The organism is Arthrobacter sp. GQ119, assembly GCF_059759125.1.
In genome coordinates this window covers 58,153-75,186 of the sequence record NZ_JCAXEA010000015.1, presented here as the reverse complement: position 1 = coordinate 75,186, position 17,034 = coordinate 58,153, and the positions used below count along the sequence as shown (strand labels likewise).

The 17,034-nt window shown below is 65.5% G+C and carries 18 protein-coding genes and 1 tRNA gene; 11 read left to right on the top strand and 8 right to left on the bottom strand.

Annotated features, from left to right (window positions below):
* Window positions 1-5: 5 nt before the first annotated feature.
* The 5 genes from AC6CH3_RS14840 to AC6CH3_RS14820 form a co-directional block, all read right to left on the bottom strand.
* Entirely contained in the window at window positions 6-722 is a 717-nt protein-coding gene (locus AC6CH3_RS14840) for a GNAT family N-acetyltransferase (protein WP_498133145.1), read from the bottom strand.
* Between the two features lie 170 nt (window positions 723-892).
* Window positions 893-1,918, bottom strand: coding sequence for a 6-phosphofructokinase (locus tag AC6CH3_RS14835; protein WP_400580328.1), 1,026 nt, complete (start codon window positions 1,916-1,918; stop codon window positions 893-895).
* Between the two features lie 190 nt (window positions 1,919-2,108).
* Entirely contained in the window at window positions 2,109-2,363 is a 255-nt protein-coding gene (locus AC6CH3_RS14830; RefSeq protein ID WP_494034637.1) for a PspC domain-containing protein, read from the bottom strand.
* 3 nt (window positions 2,364-2,366) lie between these two features.
* Window positions 2,367-2,669 carry a hypothetical protein gene (locus tag AC6CH3_RS14825; protein WP_498133144.1) on the bottom strand — a complete coding sequence of 101 codons (303 nt, stop codon included), beginning with the start codon at window positions 2,667-2,669 and terminating at the stop codon, window positions 2,367-2,369.
* Window position 2,670: 1 nt separating this feature from the next.
* Entirely contained in the window at window positions 2,671-4,248 is a 1,578-nt protein-coding gene (locus tag AC6CH3_RS14820; RefSeq protein WP_498133143.1) for a PspC domain-containing protein, read from the bottom strand.
* 124 nt (window positions 4,249-4,372) lie between these two features.
* On the opposite strand from AC6CH3_RS14820, the gene AC6CH3_RS14815 reads away from it, so the two are divergent.
* Together AC6CH3_RS14815 and AC6CH3_RS14810 are read left to right on the top strand one after the other, a co-directional pair.
* Window positions 4,373-5,872 carry a PspC domain-containing protein gene (locus AC6CH3_RS14815; RefSeq protein ID WP_498133142.1) on the top strand — a complete coding sequence of 500 codons (1,500 nt, stop codon included), beginning with the start codon at window positions 4,373-4,375 and terminating at the stop codon, window positions 5,870-5,872.
* Window positions 5,869-6,558, top strand: coding sequence for a LuxR C-terminal-related transcriptional regulator (locus AC6CH3_RS14810; protein ID WP_498133141.1), 690 nt, complete (start codon window positions 5,869-5,871; stop codon window positions 6,556-6,558). Before AC6CH3_RS14815 ends, AC6CH3_RS14810 begins: the two co-directional genes overlap by 4 nt.
* 70 nt (window positions 6,559-6,628) lie before the next feature.
* Here the strand turns inward: AC6CH3_RS14810 and AC6CH3_RS14805 are convergent, their stop codons facing one another.
* A complete protein-coding gene (locus AC6CH3_RS14805) occupies window positions 6,629-7,846 on the bottom strand; it encodes a pyridoxal phosphate-dependent aminotransferase (RefSeq protein WP_498133140.1) in 1,218 nt (405 codons plus the stop codon).
* Between the two features lie 293 nt (window positions 7,847-8,139).
* On the opposite strand from AC6CH3_RS14805, the gene AC6CH3_RS14800 reads away from it, so the two are divergent.
* The 9 genes from AC6CH3_RS14800 to rplL all read left to right on the top strand — a co-directional run bounded on the left by AC6CH3_RS14800 (window position 8,140) and on the right by rplL (window position 14,771).
* Window positions 8,140-8,212 (top strand) — tRNA-Trp (locus tag AC6CH3_RS14800).
* A gap of 80 nt (window positions 8,213-8,292) precedes the next feature.
* Window positions 8,293-8,577 carry a preprotein translocase subunit SecE gene (gene secE / locus AC6CH3_RS14795; RefSeq protein WP_498133139.1) on the top strand — a complete coding sequence of 95 codons (285 nt, stop codon included), beginning with the start codon at window positions 8,293-8,295 and terminating at the stop codon, window positions 8,575-8,577.
* 114 nt (window positions 8,578-8,691) lie between these two features.
* Window positions 8,692-9,558 (top strand): transcription termination/antitermination protein NusG, encoded by an 867-nt coding sequence (gene nusG, locus AC6CH3_RS14790; RefSeq protein ID WP_498133138.1) that lies wholly within the window; start codon window positions 8,692-8,694, stop codon window positions 9,556-9,558.
* 132 nt (window positions 9,559-9,690) lie between these two features.
* The gene (gene rplK / locus AC6CH3_RS14785; protein WP_003803853.1) at window positions 9,691-10,122 is read left to right on the top strand and encodes a 50S ribosomal protein L11; all 432 of its coding nucleotides are present in this window, start codon (window positions 9,691-9,693) and stop codon (window positions 10,120-10,122) included.
* A 165-nt stretch (window positions 10,123-10,287) separates the two neighbouring features.
* Window positions 10,288-10,995, top strand: a complete 708-nt coding sequence (gene rplA, locus AC6CH3_RS14780) for a 50S ribosomal protein L1 (protein WP_400580313.1) — start codon at window positions 10,288-10,290, stop codon at window positions 10,993-10,995.
* A 154-nt stretch (window positions 10,996-11,149) separates the two neighbouring features.
* Window positions 11,150-12,232, top strand: a complete 1,083-nt coding sequence (locus AC6CH3_RS14775; protein ID WP_498133206.1) for a GNAT family N-acetyltransferase — start codon at window positions 11,150-11,152, stop codon at window positions 12,230-12,232.
* Between the two features lie 88 nt (window positions 12,233-12,320).
* Window positions 12,321-13,436 (top strand): GNAT family N-acetyltransferase, encoded by a 1,116-nt coding sequence (locus AC6CH3_RS14770; RefSeq protein WP_498133137.1) that lies wholly within the window; start codon window positions 12,321-12,323, stop codon window positions 13,434-13,436.
* Window positions 13,437-13,728: 292 nt separating this feature from the next.
* Window positions 13,729-14,316 carry a 50S ribosomal protein L10 gene (gene rplJ, locus AC6CH3_RS14765; RefSeq protein ID WP_400580309.1) on the top strand — a complete coding sequence of 196 codons (588 nt, stop codon included), beginning with the start codon at window positions 13,729-13,731 and terminating at the stop codon, window positions 14,314-14,316.
* Window positions 14,317-14,393: 77 nt separating this feature from the next.
* On the top strand, window positions 14,394-14,771 hold the full coding sequence (rplL, locus tag AC6CH3_RS14760; protein ID WP_494034628.1) for a 50S ribosomal protein L7/L12: 378 nt from the start codon (window positions 14,394-14,396) through the stop codon (window positions 14,769-14,771).
* A gap of 70 nt (window positions 14,772-14,841) precedes the next feature.
* Here rplL and AC6CH3_RS14755 read toward each other — a convergent pair whose 3' ends face one another.
* The gene (locus AC6CH3_RS14755; RefSeq protein ID WP_498133136.1) at window positions 14,842-15,363 is read right to left on the bottom strand and encodes an aminoacyl-tRNA deacylase; all 522 of its coding nucleotides are present in this window, start codon (window positions 15,361-15,363) and stop codon (window positions 14,842-14,844) included.
* Window positions 15,363-16,562, bottom strand: a complete 1,200-nt coding sequence (locus AC6CH3_RS14750) for an acetyl-CoA C-acetyltransferase (protein ID WP_498133135.1) — start codon at window positions 16,560-16,562, stop codon at window positions 15,363-15,365. Before AC6CH3_RS14750 ends, AC6CH3_RS14755 begins: the two co-directional genes overlap by 1 nt.
* Window positions 16,563-17,034: the final 472 nt, after the last annotated feature.

The following is a 17,034-nucleotide window of genomic DNA, read 5'->3' as shown; positions in this document are numbered from 1 at the left end:
CTGCCTCAGCCCAGCAGCACGCTGGTCTCGATGCCGCCCGTGGCGAAGCCCAGGCTCCGCGCAATGGCCAGCGAGCCCTTGTTGCTGACGTCGGTGCGCCACTGCAGCGTCAGCCCCGATGCGAGCGCCTCGTGGGCTGCGATCGACGCTGCCAGCGACCCCACGCCGCGGCGGCGCCACCGCGGTGCCACGAGCACGCCCATGTGCGCCAGAATCCCTTCCCACTCGGAGTACGCGCCGCAGGCCACAGGCATGTTGCGGCCATCCTCATGGTGCAGGATCGTGTAGCGGTTTTCGAGGTCCGAGAGCCCCACTTCGTTGACGTCGTCAGGCGGGCACAGCCCCTCCAGTTCGATGGCCTCCGGATTCCCGTGGGAGACGGTCAGTTCCCCGGAGAGCTGCAGCAGCGGCAGGTCGTCGGCGAAGAACAGTGCGGCAGAGCCCTGGCCGTGCCCGCCGTGCTGCCGTGTGATGGTCAGCAGCGTCACGTGCTGAGCCATTTCCTCATCGGCGATGCCGGCGGCGGCGTCCAGGGCCCACTGCGGCCCAACCAGCGCGGAGCTGCCGAACAGGCGGACGAACTCCACGGAGCGCGCCGAATCGTCCGCCCGGGTGATACGCTCGCCGGTTTCCAGTGCGCTGGTGAAAGCGCCGTCGTCGAGCCCCAGCCGGCGTGCCCAGGCCAGCTGAATGACGGCGGCGGAGTGGGACTCAAGGCTCATGACTCCAGCCTACCGACCCCCGCCGCCCACGAAGCGCGAACGGACACTTAGGCCCCTCCGGGGAAGCGCGAACAGGCAGATAATGCCCTCAAAAGTCAGGGAAGAGGGCATTATCTGCCGGTTCGCGCCGCGGGCGGGAGCGGGAAGGAGCGGGGCGCAGGAGCGGCGGGTTAGCCGAAGAGGACCGCGGCTTCGTCGTAGCGGTGCTGCGGGACGGTCTTCAGCTTGCCGAGGGCCGCTTCGAAGCCGACGTGGTCGATGTCGGTGCCGTTCAGGGAAACCATGGTGCCCCAGCGGCCTTCGACCACGGAGTCGATGGCGGCCATGCCGAGCCGGGTCGCGAGCACGCGGTCGAAGGCGGACGGAACCCCGCCGCGCTGGATGTGGCCGAGGATGGTGGCGCGGGTCTCGATGCCGGTGCGGGCTTCGATTTCCGGGGCAAGCTGGTCGGCGATGCCGCCCAGCCGCGGCCGGCCAAACGTGTCCAGGCCGCGTTCGGAGTGCGGGGATTCCATGTGTTCCGGCACGAAGCCCTCGGCTACCACCACCAGCGGCGCACGGCCACGGTCATGGGCCTCGGTCACCCATTTGGTGATCTGCTCGATGCTGACCTTCTGCTCCGGTATCAGAATGGCGTGCGCGCCCGAGGCCATGCCGGCATGCAATGCGATCCACCCAACGTGGCGGCCCATGACCTCCGCGATCATGCAGCGGTGGTGTGATTCTCCGGTGGTGCGCAGGCGGTCGATGGCTTCGGTGGCGATCTGCACGGCGGTGTCGAAACCGAATGTGTAGTCCGTGGCGTCGAGGTCGTTGTCCACGGTCTTGGGAACGCCCACGATTTTCAGGCCGGCGTCTGTGAGGCGCTTGGCGGCGGCGAGCGTGCCTTCGCCGCCGATGGCGATGATGGCGTCAATGCCGAGCCGGTCCATGTGGGCCTTGATGACTTCCGGTCCGCCGCCGTTCTCGAACGGGTTGGTGCGGGAGGTACCAAGGATGGTGCCGCCCTGCTTGGCAATGCCTCGGACCAGCGTGCGGGGGATCGGGATGATGTCCCCCTCGACCACGCCGCGCCATCCGTCGAGGAACCCCACGAATTCGTGGCCGTGGATGGCGATGCCTTTGAGGACCGCACCGCGGATCACGGCATTCAGTCCGGGGCAGTCGCCGCCGCTGGTGAGGATTCCAATTTTCATTATTTCGGCTCAAATCCTGGTTCGAAGGTATACAGGCAGAGCGCCACGCTGAGCTCACCTAGATTCTAGTGGGCAGTGTGGTCGAGGACACAAACGATTACATGCAGTGCCTGCCGGGGTGTGCGGCTTAAGCAGCAGTGCCCCTGCTCCGTGGAGCAGGGGCACTGAGTTGGCCGGCCGCCGTCGTCCGTCAGGAGCGGTTGCCGCGCTTCTCGAGGAAGGATTCGAGGGCGATGACGTTGTTCTGGTTCGGCAGGACCAGCCATGCCGCCAGATAGAACACCACAGCCGGACCGGGCAGGAGGCAGAAGATGAGGAAACCGATCCGGACGTAGGCGACGTCCACATTGAATTTGTCGGCGATCCCGCCGCAGACTCCGCCGAGCCAGCGCTGCGGACCGCGTTTCAGGCCGAGGCCCCTGACGATGCTATAGAACTTTTCCATGCCTCAAGCCTTCCCGGTTGTGGGGCCGTTGTCACGTCGGCGGGCGGAAAGCAGTCCGCCGATGACCAAGGCGGCGCCGGCGCCGATCATGAGGCCGATCAGGACGTACGTGCCGTTCAGGACCACGATCCCCAGCTGGGAGATGATGATCAGGACGGCCAGCGCGAGAACCACGAGCCCCCAGACGATGGTCCCGACGCGTGCCGAAGCGGGCGCTGGCTCAGCCGGCTCGGCCGTCAGCGGATCGGGTGCCTTGGAGGTGTCGGGCGTGGAAGAGGAGTCCGGTGCGGGGTCGAAGCTGCTCATGTCAGTTTCCTTCCTGGATGGTGATGGTGCTGACCGTGCCGTCGATCTGCAGGATCAGCCGGGCGCCGGGCCTGTCAGTGTTGTAGCTGCTCTGCCTGGAGGTGATGCCGCCGCGCTGGTTCGTGCCTTCATGCAGGTTTCCCAGCGTCATGTCGGCCCGGACGTCCACCGGCACTGTCCTCGGCAGGATGACCGTGACGTTGCTGGCGGTCACGTCCATGGGGACGACGACGTCGGCGGGCAGCGGCGCGGCCGGGTTCAGTCCGGTGAGGTCAACGGTTCCCCGGCCTCCAGTGATCTGGAACCCGTCGCGGGCCTGCTCGATGCTCGCGGGGTTCCAGTCTGCGTTCTGGAAGCGGAATCGTTCACCGTTCGGAACTGCATTGAAGATGCCGCCAATGATCAGGGCAACCACTGCGAAGAAGCCGAGGACCCCGGAGGTCCTGCCCCGGAGGCCGGCCAGCAGGATTCCCAGGCCGAGGACGGCAGCACCGCTGGCCCAAACTATTGCGTTCGCGGAATCGCCCAGATCAATCACGTTTCCGGCGTCGAGCGCTTTGAGCGAGCCGCCGACCAGCAGCGCAAGGCCTGCGGTGATGGCGACGGCGGGGGCGCCAGGCCCTGCCGGCTTTGACTTCGGTGCCGGAACGGGTGTCGGCACCGGCGCCGGTCCGCGCGGCGGTACGCTGCCGAAGCCGCCGCCATACGGCGGGACGTGGCCCTGGCCGGTGCCGCCGTACGGTGTTTGGGTGCCGTACGGGGTGTTGGGGGCGTAAGGGCTGTTGGGCGCGTACGGCGGGTGGGGTTCCGACGCCGGCCCGGCACCGTACGTCGTCGACGCCGCTGGCGTGCCCGCAGCGAACGCGGCTGCAGAGCCGTCGGCGGGGGAGCCGCCTGTGGCTGTGTATCCATAAGCGGAGCTGCTGTCCGCCGGTGTGTGGTTCATGGCTGCTCCAGTGCGCTTTCTGTTGCGCTGGGTGAGGAAGTAGATGAGGTAAACGAGGCCTCCGATCCAGAACAGCGCCCAGAAGAAGCCGAAGCCGTCGCGGCCCCAGCCCCAGTAACCGCCGCCCATGCCCGTGAAGCCGATAACCGTGGTGACCAGGGCTCCCGTCATGCCGCCGGTCCAGCGGCCGGCCCCTGCCTCCTGCGTATGGATCCGGCCGTCCGGCTCCGGGAGGAGCGCCCAGCCGATGCCGTAAAGCACCACCCCGATGCCGGCAAACAGGGTCAGCACGATGAAGATGCCCCGCACGATCAGTGGATCGATGCCCATCCGCTCGGCAATGCCGCTCGAGACGCCCCCGATCCAGCGGTCCCGTCCGCGGTATACGCCGTGGCTGCGGATCCAGTCGAAGAAGTCCAGTTGCCGGGGCGCCTGGCCATAGCCCGTGCCGAAGGCAGGACCGGCGGCGGCTTCGTGCCGGCGTTCGGCGGGACCCTCGGCGGGATGGTCGGCGGGACCGTCAGTGGACGGCTCCGGCGGGGATGGCTGGGATGCCTCGAGGGGACGGGTCTGGTCGTCCGACCTGTCGGAGGGCTGCTGCCCATCAGAGGGATTTGGGTTTTGCGAGTTCATACTTCGATACTGCCGTTCCATGCTCTCCGCCTCTATTGGGGAGTACCCTGGGCCGCCCCTGACTGGCCCCTGGTCCGGGCCGGAATGCGGTCCCCGAAACCCTGATCCGTGTTTGGATTGATGCATGGCCACCGTTCCCGTCCGCCCGCCGCTCGTCCGCAGCAGCGACCGCGTGATTGCCGGGGTCTGCTCCGGCCTGTCAGCGCACCTCGGCTGGCCGGTCCGCATGGTGCGCCTCGGGATGGCCGTGGCCGCGCTCGCCGGCGGCGCGGGGCTCGTTTTCTATGCGTGGCTCTGGATCATGGTTCCAACCGCAGACGAAGCCGCCCGGCGGAACGCCAGGCGCCCGGCGTCGCCCATTGCGCCCGCAGTGAGTGGGCCGGCAGTGAGCGGCCCCGCAGTGAGTGGCCTTGGGGTGACCAGCCCCACGGCGGGCGGTCCTCCAGTCCAGTCCGCCGTCCCCCAGCCTTTTGCAGCCGCCTTCCCCTCCGCAACGTACGACGCCGGAACCTCCTTCCAGCCGACGCCGGCCGGCCAGCGACCCGGGACCGCCGGCCCGGGGCCCCGGACCACCGGCCCAGCCGCCGGTCCGGCTGCCGAGGGCATCGCCTCCGACAGCACGGGTCCCTGGTTCCGGGTGCGCAGCATGCGCTATGGCAAGGAAATCCTGCTTGGTTCGGGCCTGCTGCTCGTGGCGGGGATCCTGATTGCCAGGCTGCTCGGTGCGGACGTCCCGCTGGGGACGCTCATCCCCGCCGCGGCCATCCTCGGCGGTGCCGCCATCGCCTGGATGCAGCTCGACGAGACACGCCGCGCCGGCCTGGTGGACAAGACCAAGGCGGACCAGGCAGGCGGCTGGGCACGGCTGGCCGCCGGGCTGGCGCTCGTAGTGGCCGGTGTGCTCGTGATGGTCTCTGGCTCCGGCTCCTGGGAACAGACCTGGCTGGCGCTGCTGGCGTCCGTGGCGGTGCTGGGCGGTGTGGCGCTGGTGCTGCTGCCGTGGGGCCTGAAGTTCTGGCGCGACCTCGAGACCGAACGCGCCGGCAGGGTGCGCGAGAGCGAGCGCGCGGAAATCGCCGCCCACCTGCACGACTCGGTACTGCAGACCCTCGCCCTGATCCAGCGCCGCGCCGGCAACGAGCACGACGTCGTGCGGCTGGCCCGGGCACAGGAGCGGGAACTTCGCGGCTGGCTCTTCAAGGACCCGGCCAAGGAGTCCGGTCAGCTCTCTGACCGGATCAAGGCGGCCGCTGCCGAGGTCGAGGACGGCCTTGGCAATGCGGTGGATGTGGTGAGCGTGGGCGACACGGCGATGACCGACCGGCACGAGGCCCTGGTCCAGGCCAGCCGCGAGGCCATGCTCAACGCCTCCCGGCACGGCGGCGGCCCCGTCTCCGTGTACCTTGAGGTGTCCGACGGCGGCGTTGAAGTCTTCGTGAAGGACCGCGGCGCAGGATTCGAACTGCAGGCCGTTCCGGAAGACAGGCTGGGCGTCCGCGAATCAATCATTGGCCGGATGAAACGGCACGGCGGCACCGCCGACATCAACAGCAGCCCGGACGGCACGGAGGTTCGCCTGAAGCTTCCTGCCGCCGCGGCTGAAGACGGGGAAGGAAAGCCATGAGCACGTCGGCACTGAACGGGCCACAGGCAGGAGGCCACGACGGAACCGTGAGGGTGGTGATCGTGGACGACCACGCAATCTTCCGCTCTGGCCTGAAGGCCGACCTCGATCCGCGGGTGGTCGTCGTGGGGGAGGCGGGAACGGTGGAGCAGGCCATCGAGGTCATCGCCCGCACCCGGCCCGAGGTGGTGCTGCTCGACGTTCACCTCCCCGGCGGCCTGGGCGGGGGCGGGCGGGAGGTCATCGCCGGCTCAGCTTCGATGCTGGGCACCACGAAGTTCCTGGCGCTCAGTGTGTCGGACGCCGCCGAGGACGTGGTCGCCGTGATCCGTGCCGGAGCCCGCGGCTATGTGACCAAGACGATTTCCGGGGCGGAGATCACGGACGCTGTCTTCCGGGTGGCCGGCGGCGACGCCGTGTTTTCGCCCCGGCTCGCCGGCTTCGTCCTGGACGCATTCGGTACCGCCCCCGCCGACATTGCCGATGACGAACTGGACAAGCTCTCAGCCCGCGAACTCGAGGTCATGAGGCTCATCGCGCGCGGCTACAGCTACAAGGAGGTGGCGAAGGAGCTGTTCATCTCCATCAAGACCGTGGAAACGCACGTCTCGGCGGTGCTGCGGAAGCTGCAGCTCTCCAGCCGGCACGAACTGACCAAGTGGGCCGCGGAGCGCCGGCTGCTCTAACCGCTGGAACGCTCCCGCACTTCCGGCCGCTTAACCCCAAGCGCGGCGGGAAGTGCGGGAGCATCTGCTGCTACTGGGCCTTGCCCAGGAAGTCCTGCAGACGGGCAACACCGGTGGCCAGGTCGTCGTCGCCGAGGGCGTAGGACAGGCGCAGGTAGCCGGAGGGGCCGAAGGCCTCGCCGGGAACCACGGCCACCTCAACCTCGTCCAGGATCAGCGCCGCGAGTTCGGCGGACGTTGCAGGGCGGACGGGACCATTCGCCGTCGGGAACTCCTTGCCGAGCAGGGCGCGAACGTCCGCGTAGACGTAGAAGGCGCCCTTCGGCGTCGGGCATTCGATGCCCTCGATGGCGTTGAGGCCGGCGACGATAGCCTTGCGGCGGCGGTCGAAGGCCACCTTCATCTCGTCGACGGCGGTCAGCGGACCGGAGACGGCGGCGAGGGCCGCGATCTGCGGGATGTTGGACACGTTGGACGTGGCATGGGACTGGAGGTTGGTGGCGGCCTTGATGACGTCGGCCGGGCCGATCATCCAGCCCACGCGCCAGCCGGTCATGGCGTAGGTCTTGGCCACACCATTGAGGATGACCACCTTGTCGCCGAGCTCGGGGGCCGCGGTCGCGATCGAGGTGAAGGGGACGCCGTCGTAAGTCAGGTGCTCGTAGATCTCGTCGGTGACCACCCAGAGGCCCTTGGCAGCGGCCCACTTGCCAATTTCGGCGACCTGCTCGGGGGAGTAAACGGAGCCGGTGGGGTTGGAAGGGGAGACGAAGAGCAGGATCTTCGTGCGGTCCGTCACGGCCGCCTCCAGCTGCTCCACGGTGACGAGGTAGTCCTGCTCGGGTCCGGCGAAGACCTCCACGGGCACACCGCCGGCCAGCCGGATGGCTTCCGGGTACGTGGTCCAGAAAGGCGTGGGGACAATCACTTCGTCGCCCGGGTCCACCAGCGTGGCGAAGGTGTTGTAGACGGCCTGCTTGCCGCCGTTGGTGACCAGTACCTGGGAGGGATCGGCCTTGTAACCGGAGTCCCGGAAGGTCTTCTCCGCAATGGCTTTCTTCAGCTCCGGCAGGCCGGCGGCAGGGGAGTAGCGGTGGTACTTCGGCTGGCTTGCGGCTTCGATGGCGGCCTTGACGATGTAATCCGGTGTGGGGAAGTCCGGCTCGCCTGCACCGAAGCCAATCACGGGCCGGCCGGCCGCCTTTAGCGCCTTGGCCTTGGCATCGACAGCCAGGGTGGCGGATTCGGCAATGGCGGAAATGCGCTGGGAAACGCGGGCGGCAGACATGGCGGGTCCGTTCTTCGATTGCAGCTCGGTAGCTGAATGGTGGAATTCGACGGAATCTACTCTATGCTGTTCACCGGATCGTTCGAGGTGGGGCCGCGGTTTGTGACTGCCTGGCAGTGGGATTCCGCCGCCGAAGAACGGACCGAAACGAGGCTGGTTCGACGTGAGCGAAGTTGTTGCGTAGACTAGTTCTCCGGTGTTGAAAACACGATGATGACGTGCGCCTCAGGAAATTTCTGGGATCGACTGCGGCCTGAATCAGTTTTCGACCCCACGGATCAGTGTTGGTCCATAGGGTAGTGGCGCAATTGGTAGCGCAGCGGTCTCCAAAACCGCAGGTTGCAGGTTCGAGTCCTGTCTGCCCTGCGCAAGCTGTTCCGGCGGAAGCCGGAGCAAGCGCAGCAACCATGGTTCAGTTCAGAGCCGGGTAATCCGACATTGCGAGGATGAGTGAGGACCAGGTGACCGAAACAGCTGCAAGCAGCTCCAAGGGCCGCCCCGCAAAGAACGCCGACAAGGCCGGCTTCTTCGCTCGAATCGCACTCTTCATCCGCCAGGTCATCGGCGAATTGAAGAAGGTCGTTGCACCGACCCGCAGGGAACTGATCAACTACACACTCGTGGTGCTGGTATTCGTGGCCATCATGATGGTCATCGTCACCTTGCTGGACCTGGGCTTCGGCACCGCGGTGAGCTGGGTCTTCGGCGGTACGGCCCCCTCGGACCGCTAAGGCGATCGGTCCGCAGACTGCGTGGACTCTTCCGAATTTTCGGAGGAGCTGCGGAGTGTGCGGAATTGAGCCATTTAAATAGGCAAGTTAGGCAATGAGGAAGCAGGAGACCAAGTGTCTGAGCACAAGCTCGAGGTAACTGAGACTGAGCTGGATGAAACCCAGAATCCGGCGGCGGAGTCCGCCGAAGGGTCTGAGGTTGAGTCTGCTGCACCCGATTTCGACGGCGCTGCTGACGCCGACTCCGCCGCAGAGGATGAGGACGGCGTTGCTGACGCCGCTGACTCGGACGCCGAGGAAGCTGACTCCAACGACGCCGCCGAGGGCGACGAGGAGCCGGCCGCCGAGTCGGACGCCCTGGCAGCAGCCGCCGCCAAGGCCACGGACCCCGCCGAAGAGTTCAAGGCGAAACTGCGCCGCCAGGAGGGTGACTGGTACGTCATCCACTCCTACGCAGGCTACGAGAACCGCGTGAAGGCCAACCTCGAGACCCGCATCCAGACCCTGGACATGGAAGATTACATCTTCGAAATCCAGGTGCCGATGGAAGAAGTCGTTGAGATCAAGAACGCCCAGCGCAAGGTCATCAACCGCGTCCGCATCCCCGGCTACGTCCTGGTCCGCATGGACCTGACCGACGCCTCCTGGGGCGCCGTCCGCCACACGCCCGGTGTCACCGGCTTTGTGGGCAACGCCCACAACCCCGTGCCGCTGCGCCTCGACGAGGTCTTCTCCATGCTCGCCCCGGTCTTCGAGGAAGAGCAGGCCGAGAAGGGCAAGCCGGTTAAGCACGCCGCTGCCCCGGTCGACGTCGACTTCGAGGTCGGCGAATCGGTCATCGTCAAGGAAGGTCCGTTCGAGACCCTCCCCGCCACGATCTCCGAGATCAAGGTGGAGTCCCAGACCCTGGTGGTGCTGGTTTCCATCTTCGAACGCGAAACCCCGGTTACCCTGGCGTTCAACCAGGTCTCCAAGATCTAGCAACACCCATAGATTTCGTCCCGGAACTGCCCGCTTTAGCAGTACCGGGACGGCAGGCCGCCTCGCCATGGCGGTCAACCACCTGAGGCACGCTCCTGTGTCCCAGGACGTATTTGAGAGAAGGACCCTACATTGGCTCCCAAGAAGAAGGTCACCGGCCTCATCAAGCTGCAGATCCAGGCAGGTGCCGCCAACCCGGCCCCGCCGATCGGTCCTGCGCTTGGCCAGCACGGTGTCAACATCATGGAATTCTGCAAGGCGTACAACGCTGCAACGGAAGCCCAGCGCGGAAACGTTATTCCCGTTGAAATCACGGTCTACGAAGACCGTTCTTTCACGTTCATCACCAAGACCCCGCCGGCTGCAGAGCTCATCAAGAAGGCTGCAGGCGTCGCCAAGGGTTCAGCTACCCCGCACACCGTCAAGGTTGCCAAGCTGACCCAGGCTCAGGTCAACGAGATCGCCTCCACCAAGATGGAAGACCTCAACGCCACGAGCCTTGAAGGCGCAGCGAAGATCATCGCCGGCACCGCCCGCTCCATGGGTATCACCGTCGAGGGTTAGGCCCACCGCTGCCTGATATTGGGTTCGGGAAACCGACGACGACGGGCAGCACCGCCGGGAAACCGGCACCACCAAACATAAAAAGCGGATTCCACGCCGGAATCCGACTGTGGCAGGGCCCAGCGCGGTCCGCAGACCACAACTGCACAAGGAGAAATAAGCAGCATGGCAAAGCGCAGCAAAGCATATGAGGCAGCCGTAGCCAAGATCGAGGCAGACAAGGTTTACGCCCCGTTCGAGGCCATCAGCCTGGCGAAGGAAATCAACCCTTCGAAGTTCGACGCGACCGTTGAGGTCGCTTTCCGCCTGGGTGTTGACCCGCGTAAGGCTGACCAGATGGTCCGTGGCACCGTCAACCTGCCGCACGGCACCGGTAAGACCGCCCGCGTTCTCGTTTTCGCAACCGGCGACAAGGCTGAAGCAGCAATCGCTGCCGGCGCCGACTTCGTTGGTTCCGACGACCTGATCGAGAAGATCTCCGGCGGCTGGACCGACTTCGACGCAGCCGTTGCCACCCCTGACCTCATGGGCAAGGTTGGCCGCCTCGGTAAGGTCCTCGGCCCGCGTAACCTCATGCCGAACCCGAAGACCGGCACCGTGACCGCTGACGTCGCCAAGGCCGTCAACGACATCAAGGGTGGAAAGATCGACTTCCGCGTCGACAAGCACTCCAACCTGCACTTCATCATCGGCAAGGTTTCGTTCGACGCCGTCAAGCTGGCTGAGAACTACGCAGCCGCTCTCGAAGAGGTGCTTCGCCTGAAGCCGTCCGCTTCCAAGGGCCGCTACATCCAGAAGGCAACGGTTGCCACCACGTTCGGTCCCGGCATCACGGTTGACCCCAACGTCACCAAGGTGCTGATCGAGGCTTAATCCTCGCGAACGCCCGCCGGGTTTCCGGCAGACACGAAAGAACCGCCCGGCACTGCGCCGGGCGGTTCTTTCGTTGCACGGATTCGCTGCGGGCAGCCATAGCCGTCCTCTGGAGCGCGCACGGCCGTGAAGCTAGGCTGAACCGGTGACGACGATGTCCTACCGCATAGAACCTTTGGTACTTCCCGCCTCCCTCGAAGCGCCGGACGCTGCAGACTTCCTGGAGTACAGCGAGCTCAGCGATGCCCTGGTGCTGGAAACGTGGGGAAACCTTGACCGCGCCATGCCCCGCGAAGCCCGTCTGGAGGCCTGGCGGGACGACGAGTACCAGCAGATGCGCCTGTTCTTCGTGCGCCTTGACGGGCGCTTGGCCGCCAGATCGTGGATCAGGCTGCCGCTGGAAGAGAACCTGCAGGACGCCATGGTCCGGGTTGATGTGCTGAACGGGTTCACCGGCCGCGGCATCGGGCGGGCGCTGCTGGAGCACGCCGAGGGTGTTGCCGCGAACAGCGGCCGGACCACCCTGCAGAGCTTCACCGAGCACCCTCCCGGCTTCGATCCGGACGGATCCGGCATCCTGAAGCCGGGAACAGGCGCCGGCGGGGTTCCCGCGGAGTCCCGCGCGGTCAGGTTTGCACTGGCCGCCGGCTACATACTGGAGCAGGTGACGCGGTTCAGCGCCCTGGACATGCCGCCGTCGGACGGGATGCTGGACGCGCTGGAACGCGAGGCGTCCGCCGTCGCCGGCAACCGCTATGAACTCCTCAGCTGGACGGACCGCTGCCCGGACGAATATGTGTCCCAGATGGCAGTGCTCATGTCCCGGATGAGCATCGACAGCCCGGCAGGGGCGCTCCACTACGATCCGGAAACATGGGATGCCAAACGGGTCCGGCACGTCGAGGATGAGTGGAAGGCAACCGGACAGGAGTCCCTCGTTGCCGTGGCACGGCACACCGCCAGCGGTGAGCTCGCCGCCTATTCGGTCCTGCAGTACTCCGCGTCGAAACCCTGGATCGCGGAGCAGGAGGACACCCTCGTGGCCGCGAAGCACCGGGGCAACCGCCTGGGCATGCTGGTCAAGATCCTCAATCTGCGGCGCATGGCAGCGGAACATCCATCGGTGGAGCGGGTCCTCACGTTCAACGCCGCGGAGAACGGCCATATGCTCGCCATTAATGTGGCGCTCGGCTTCCGGCCCGCCGGGTACGACGGTGAGTGGCAGCGCCGCCGCTAACCGGCATATGCTGGCGATGGATGCTCCGCGTGGACTTAAACCCGTCCCCTGAGACGGCAAGAGGCAGAAACGGCTGGGAAGATGCCCCATGGCAAGTGAAGTGCGGATAGAGCAGTTGTTCATCCCGAGTTCCATCGATGCGCCCGACGCTGCGGACTTTCTGGCCGCAGTGGAAGTGGGCCGCAAGGTCAGGATGCAGACGTGGGGGAGCGACGACCTCGCGTACGCCCCGCTGGAGAAGCTCCTGGAACTGGACGATCCCTACGAGCGGCAGGTCATCCTCGTTGCCAAGATTGACGGCGAGATCGTGGGCACCGTGGACATTGCCCTGCCCCTGGCGGACAACCTTGACCTGGCCGAGTTCACGCTGGACATTCTGCCCGAATACCAGGGCCAAGGGGTCGGCCGGCAGCTGCTGGAGGCCGCGGAAGGATTTGCCCGCGACGAGGGCAGGTCCATGATCCTGATCGACACGAACCACCCCGGGGCGTCGCTGCATGAATTTGCAGAGGAGCAGCTGGTGCCGGAATCCGGGCAGGGTTTCGTGCCGCTCGGGAGCAGGGAAGTCGACTTCGCCCGCCGTACCGGCTACACCCTCCAGCACATCGAGCAGTTCAGTTCCTGCTCCCTGCCGCTCGACACCAAGCTCGTGGCGGAACTCGAGGCTGAGGCGCAGGAAACCAACAACGGCCGGTACCGCCTGCACCATTGGACCGACCGGTGTCCGGAACGCTGGCTGGAAGCCGTCGCAGTCCTGGAGAACCAGGCCGGCGGGGATGCTTTGCCTGCCCCGGGTGCCGAGGGCGACGGGATGGTGTTCGATGCCCGCATCCTGCGGGAAACGGAGGACGTGACCATCGCCCAGGGACGGCGCACGGTGGTGACCGCCGTCGAACATATTGCCTCCGGAATGCTGGTGGGGCTGACCACCATCAGCGTCCTGGCGCAGCGGCAGGACGTTGTCTTCCAGGATGACACTGTTGTGCTGCAGGAACACCGCGGGAACAAGCTGGGCCTGCTGATCAAGGTGGCCAATATGGAGCGGCTCACGGAGCAGTTCCCCGATGCGCGCGTGATTTACACGTGGAACGCTCCGGAGAACCGGTACCTCCTGACGGTAAACCGCCAGCTGGGGTTCACGACGGCGGGCGTCACCGGGATCTGGCAGAAGGAACTGCCGGACACGGGGCCCAGCAACAGCTAGGCCGATTTGGCGGTCCGGTACCGTGTCCCGTAAGCTTGAACTACCAAAGACCGTCGGTTGTTGGAAATCCACTCTTTCGAGCTCAGCTCAACTCTGCAGTTACGCGCGGAAGAACCAGTGGGTTTCCGGACGAAGGACCCTGACATAGGGCGGCCAACGCAGGTGAACGAAGCAAAGCTCCGCAGTTCTTACTGCGTTGAGCCCAGCCCCGTGCATCTGCGCGGGGCGTTTTTAGTTTTAGCTCACCTGAGCGGGGACCCGGAATACCGGCACTATCCCCGGAAGGAGGGTTATGGCAACGCCTACCAAGGTTTCAGCAGTAGCTGAGATCACTAACGATTTCAAGGAATCGAACGCCGCTGTCCTGACCGAATACCGTGGGCTCACCGTTGCACAGCTCAAGCAGCTGCGTGTTTCTCTCGGCCAGGACACCAAGTTCGCGGTCGTCAAGAACACCCTGACCGCCATTGCAGCCAAGGAAGCCGGTGTCGAAGCATTCGACGGCCAGCTTGCCGGCCCCACTGCAATTGCGTTCATCAAGGGTGACGCAGTTGCAGCTGCCAAGAGCCTGACGGATTTTGCCAAGACCAACAAGCAGCTGGTCATCAAGACCGGTTACTTCGAGGGCAAGGCACTGAACGCCAGCGAAGTTGCTGCCCTGGCAGCACTCGAGTCCCGCGAGCTGCAGCTCGCCAAGGTTGCAGGCGTCCTCAAGGCCCCTGCCGCCGCTGCTGCACGCATCATCGACGCCCTGCGCCTCAAGCTTGAAGAAGAGAACGGTGCTCCGGCTGAAGCCGCTGCTCCCGCCGCTGAAGAAGCACCCGCCGCAGAAGCAGCAGAGGCCGAAGCTCCGGCTGAAGCCGCCGCAGAAGAGAAGTAATTTCTCTTTTCAAACCAGACTCCGGTGAAAGGCGCGGCATGCCGCCGCCGATCACCACTATAGGAAGGACGCCAACCATGGCGAAGCTCACCAACGAAGAGCTCATTGAAGCTTTCAAGGAACTGACCATCATCGAGCTCTCCGAGTTCGTCAAGCTCTTCGAAGAGACCTTCGAAGTTACCGCTGCTGCTGTTGCTGTTGCCGGCCCCGCTGCCGGTGGCGCTGCAGAAGAGGCTGAAGAGAAGACCGACTTCGACGTCGTTCTCGAAGCTGCTGGCGACAAGAAGATCGCAGTGATCAAGGAAGTTCGCGCCATCACTTCCCTGGGCCTCAAGGAAGCCAAGGACCTGGTTGACAGCGCTCCCAAGGCTGTTCTCGAAGGCGCCACCAAGGAAGCTGCCGAGAAGGCAAAGGAGCAGCTCGAGGCTGCCGGTGCCACCGTTACCCTCAAGTAACGACTGCTTTGAAGGAATCCCCGTCCACTCCGGTGGGCGGGGATTCCTGCGTTTAAGGAGATGCCTGCATTTAACCCGTCTGGTTCGGGTCGCTGATGTCCGCCACCACAGCGCCGAGCGCGGCCACCAGGGCATCGGCTTCGACGAAAGCGCTGTAGCCGTGCTGGCCGGCGCCCATCGAGATGCGGCGGCCCGCAATGGTCTCGTCTGCATACACGGGCCAGGCCCTCGTGCTGCCCAGCGGGGTGATGGTTCCGCGCTCGTAGCCCGTGGCTTCCAGGGCAACGTCCGCTGTGGGCATGGACAATTTGTTGACGCCCACGAGGTTCCTGAGCTTGGGCCAGGAAATCTGGCGGTCCCCGGGAATAAGGGCGAACAGGAAGCTGCCGTCCTTGTGTTTCACCACGAGGGACTTCACGATGTCGGCCGGCGTGATCCCGAGGATCTGCGCGGCCTCCTCGAGGCTGTGGGCGGCGAGCCGCTCCACGATTTCGACGTCGAGGCCGCGGGCGGCGGCGTCGGCGAGGAAGCGCTCCCTTCCGGCGCCGGTCGCGCCGGAGCCATCAGCCCCGGCCGCCGACAAGGCCTCCATCAGTCGCGGTACAGCAGCAGGGCTTCGCCCTGGCCGCCGCCGCCGCACAGGGAAACCGCCGCCTTGCCGTGGCCGCGCCGTTTCAGCTCGTGCGCCGCATGGAGGGCAAGCCGGGCACCCGAGGCGCCGATGGGGTGGCCCAGGGCGATGGCCCCGCCGTGGATGTTGCACTGTTCCAGCGGGTAGTCGAGGTCCTTGAGGGACTGCACGGCGACCGAACCGAACGCCTCATTGATCTCAATGAAGTCCAGGTCGGCCATGGTCCAGCCGGCGCGGTCCAGTGCGTTACGGATCGCGTTGGAGGGCTGCGAGTGCAGGGAGTTGTCGGGGCCGGCCACCTGGCCCGGCTTGCCCACGACGGCGAGGTATTCCAGGCCGTTCTCCTCCGCAAACCTGCGGGACGTCAGGACCAGTGCGGAGGCGCCGTCGGACAAGGGGGAGGAGTTGCCCGCAGTGATGGTGCCGTCCGTGACAAACGCGGCGCGGAGTCCTGCCAGGGATTCGACCGACGTATTGGGGCGGACGCCTTCGTCGGAGGTGACAACCACCGGATCACCCTTGCGCTGCTTGACGCTGATGGGCGCGATCTCGTCGTCGAAGACCCCGTTTTTCGCGGCGAGGGCCGCCCGCTGGTGCGATTGGGCGGCGACGTTGTCCTGCGAGGCACGGTCGATGCCGAGCACGAGGTTCTTGCTTTCGGTGGAGAGACCCATCGACTGCCCGTCGAATGCATCCGTCAGGCCGTCGTGCGCTGCGACGTCCAGTGCCTGGATGGCGCCGTAATTCCAGCCCTGCCGTGAACCGGGAAGTACGTGCGGCGCCCGGGTCATGGACTCCTGGCCTCCCGCAACGACGACGGCGGCATCGCCACTGCGGATCATCCTCGCCGCATCGATCACGGCGGTCAGTCCGGAGAGGCATACCTTGTTGATGGTCACGGTGGGCACGTTCCAGCCGATTCCAGCACCGATCGCACTCTGCCTAGCCGGGTTCTGCCCCGCGCCCGCCTGCAGCACCTGCCCCATGATGACCGCGTCCACCTGGTCGGCGCGGACACCGCTGGCTGCGACCGCCGCCTTGATGGCGTGCGTCCCGAGTTCGACGGCGGTGAAGCTCGCCAGTTGGCCGTTGAGACGGCCCTGCGGTGTCCGTGCGCCGGACAGTACGACAACATCGTTGTTGTCTGCGGAGTTGTTCATGGTAATCTCTCCCGATTTGTGGCGATATAAGCCTAGGTTAGCGTGCACATGGTCACCTATCCATTCAAACGTTGTACGGCCGGACGGAATTCCGGGGTGCCGGCCGGCGGGCAGATCCTGCCTGACAAACAGGTGCCTCCGGCCGATGAATAGGTGCCTCCGGCTGGCTAATAGGTGCCTCCGCCCTGATGAATAGGTGCCTCCGGCAACAGTGCTTGCATTACCAACCGAAGTGGGGTAGACACGCGTAGGGTTTTGCCGTATCGTAGATATTTGCGTCTTCCCTGTTTACCTTCAGCCTTCATATAGCGGTGGGCTTCTCCTGGCAGCTGCTCCATCAATGTGCCGTGTACAACGTCACCAGCATGGGCAGGCCAGGTCCGGGTCATATAGCGGAACCGGTTGGTAGCACTGCGGAGTCACTTTCGCAGGGTACATAGCGGGGGAGATCTGAAAACGCCTGAAGGTCTGT

What these genes read in the sequence shown, in the direction of transcription:
- AC6CH3_RS14840 (WP_498133145.1), bottom strand. Translation starts at nt 722, where the DNA reads ATGAGCCTTGAGTCCCACTCCGCCGCCGTCATTCAGCTGGCCTGGGCA.
- AC6CH3_RS14835 (WP_400580328.1), bottom strand. Translation starts at nt 1,918, where the DNA reads ATGAAAATTGGAATCCTCACCAGCGGCGGCGACTGCCCCGGACTGAAT.
- AC6CH3_RS14830 (WP_494034637.1), bottom strand. Translation starts at nt 2,363, where the DNA reads ATGGAAAAGTTCTATAGCATCGTCAGGGGCCTCGGCCTGAAACGCGGT.
- AC6CH3_RS14825 (WP_498133144.1), bottom strand. Translation starts at nt 2,669, where the DNA reads ATGAGCAGCTTCGACCCCGCACCGGACTCCTCTTCCACGCCCGACACC.
- AC6CH3_RS14820 (WP_498133143.1), bottom strand. Translation starts at nt 4,248, where the DNA reads ATGAACTCGCAAAACCCAAATCCCTCTGATGGGCAGCAGCCCTCCGAC.
- AC6CH3_RS14815 (WP_498133142.1), top strand. Translation starts at nt 4,373, where the DNA reads ATGGCCACCGTTCCCGTCCGCCCGCCGCTCGTCCGCAGCAGCGACCGC.
- AC6CH3_RS14810 (WP_498133141.1), top strand. Translation starts at nt 5,869, where the DNA reads ATGAGCACGTCGGCACTGAACGGGCCACAGGCAGGAGGCCACGACGGA.
- AC6CH3_RS14805 (WP_498133140.1), bottom strand. Translation starts at nt 7,846, where the DNA reads ATGTCTGCCGCCCGCGTTTCCCAGCGCATTTCCGCCATTGCCGAATCC.
- secE (WP_498133139.1), top strand. Translation starts at nt 8,293, where the DNA reads ATGAGTGAGGACCAGGTGACCGAAACAGCTGCAAGCAGCTCCAAGGGC.
- rplA (WP_400580313.1), top strand. Translation starts at nt 10,288, where the DNA reads ATGGCAAAGCGCAGCAAAGCATATGAGGCAGCCGTAGCCAAGATCGAG.
- AC6CH3_RS14775 (WP_498133206.1), top strand. Translation starts at nt 11,150, where the DNA reads ATGTCCTACCGCATAGAACCTTTGGTACTTCCCGCCTCCCTCGAAGCG.
- AC6CH3_RS14770 (WP_498133137.1), top strand. Translation starts at nt 12,321, where the DNA reads ATGGCAAGTGAAGTGCGGATAGAGCAGTTGTTCATCCCGAGTTCCATC.
- rplJ (WP_400580309.1), top strand. Translation starts at nt 13,729, where the DNA reads ATGGCAACGCCTACCAAGGTTTCAGCAGTAGCTGAGATCACTAACGAT.
- rplL (WP_494034628.1), top strand. Translation starts at nt 14,394, where the DNA reads ATGGCGAAGCTCACCAACGAAGAGCTCATTGAAGCTTTCAAGGAACTG.
- AC6CH3_RS14755 (WP_498133136.1), bottom strand. Translation starts at nt 15,363, where the DNA reads ATGGAGGCCTTGTCGGCGGCCGGGGCTGATGGCTCCGGCGCGACCGGC.
- AC6CH3_RS14750 (WP_498133135.1), bottom strand. Translation starts at nt 16,562, where the DNA reads ATGAACAACTCCGCAGACAACAACGATGTTGTCGTACTGTCCGGCGCA.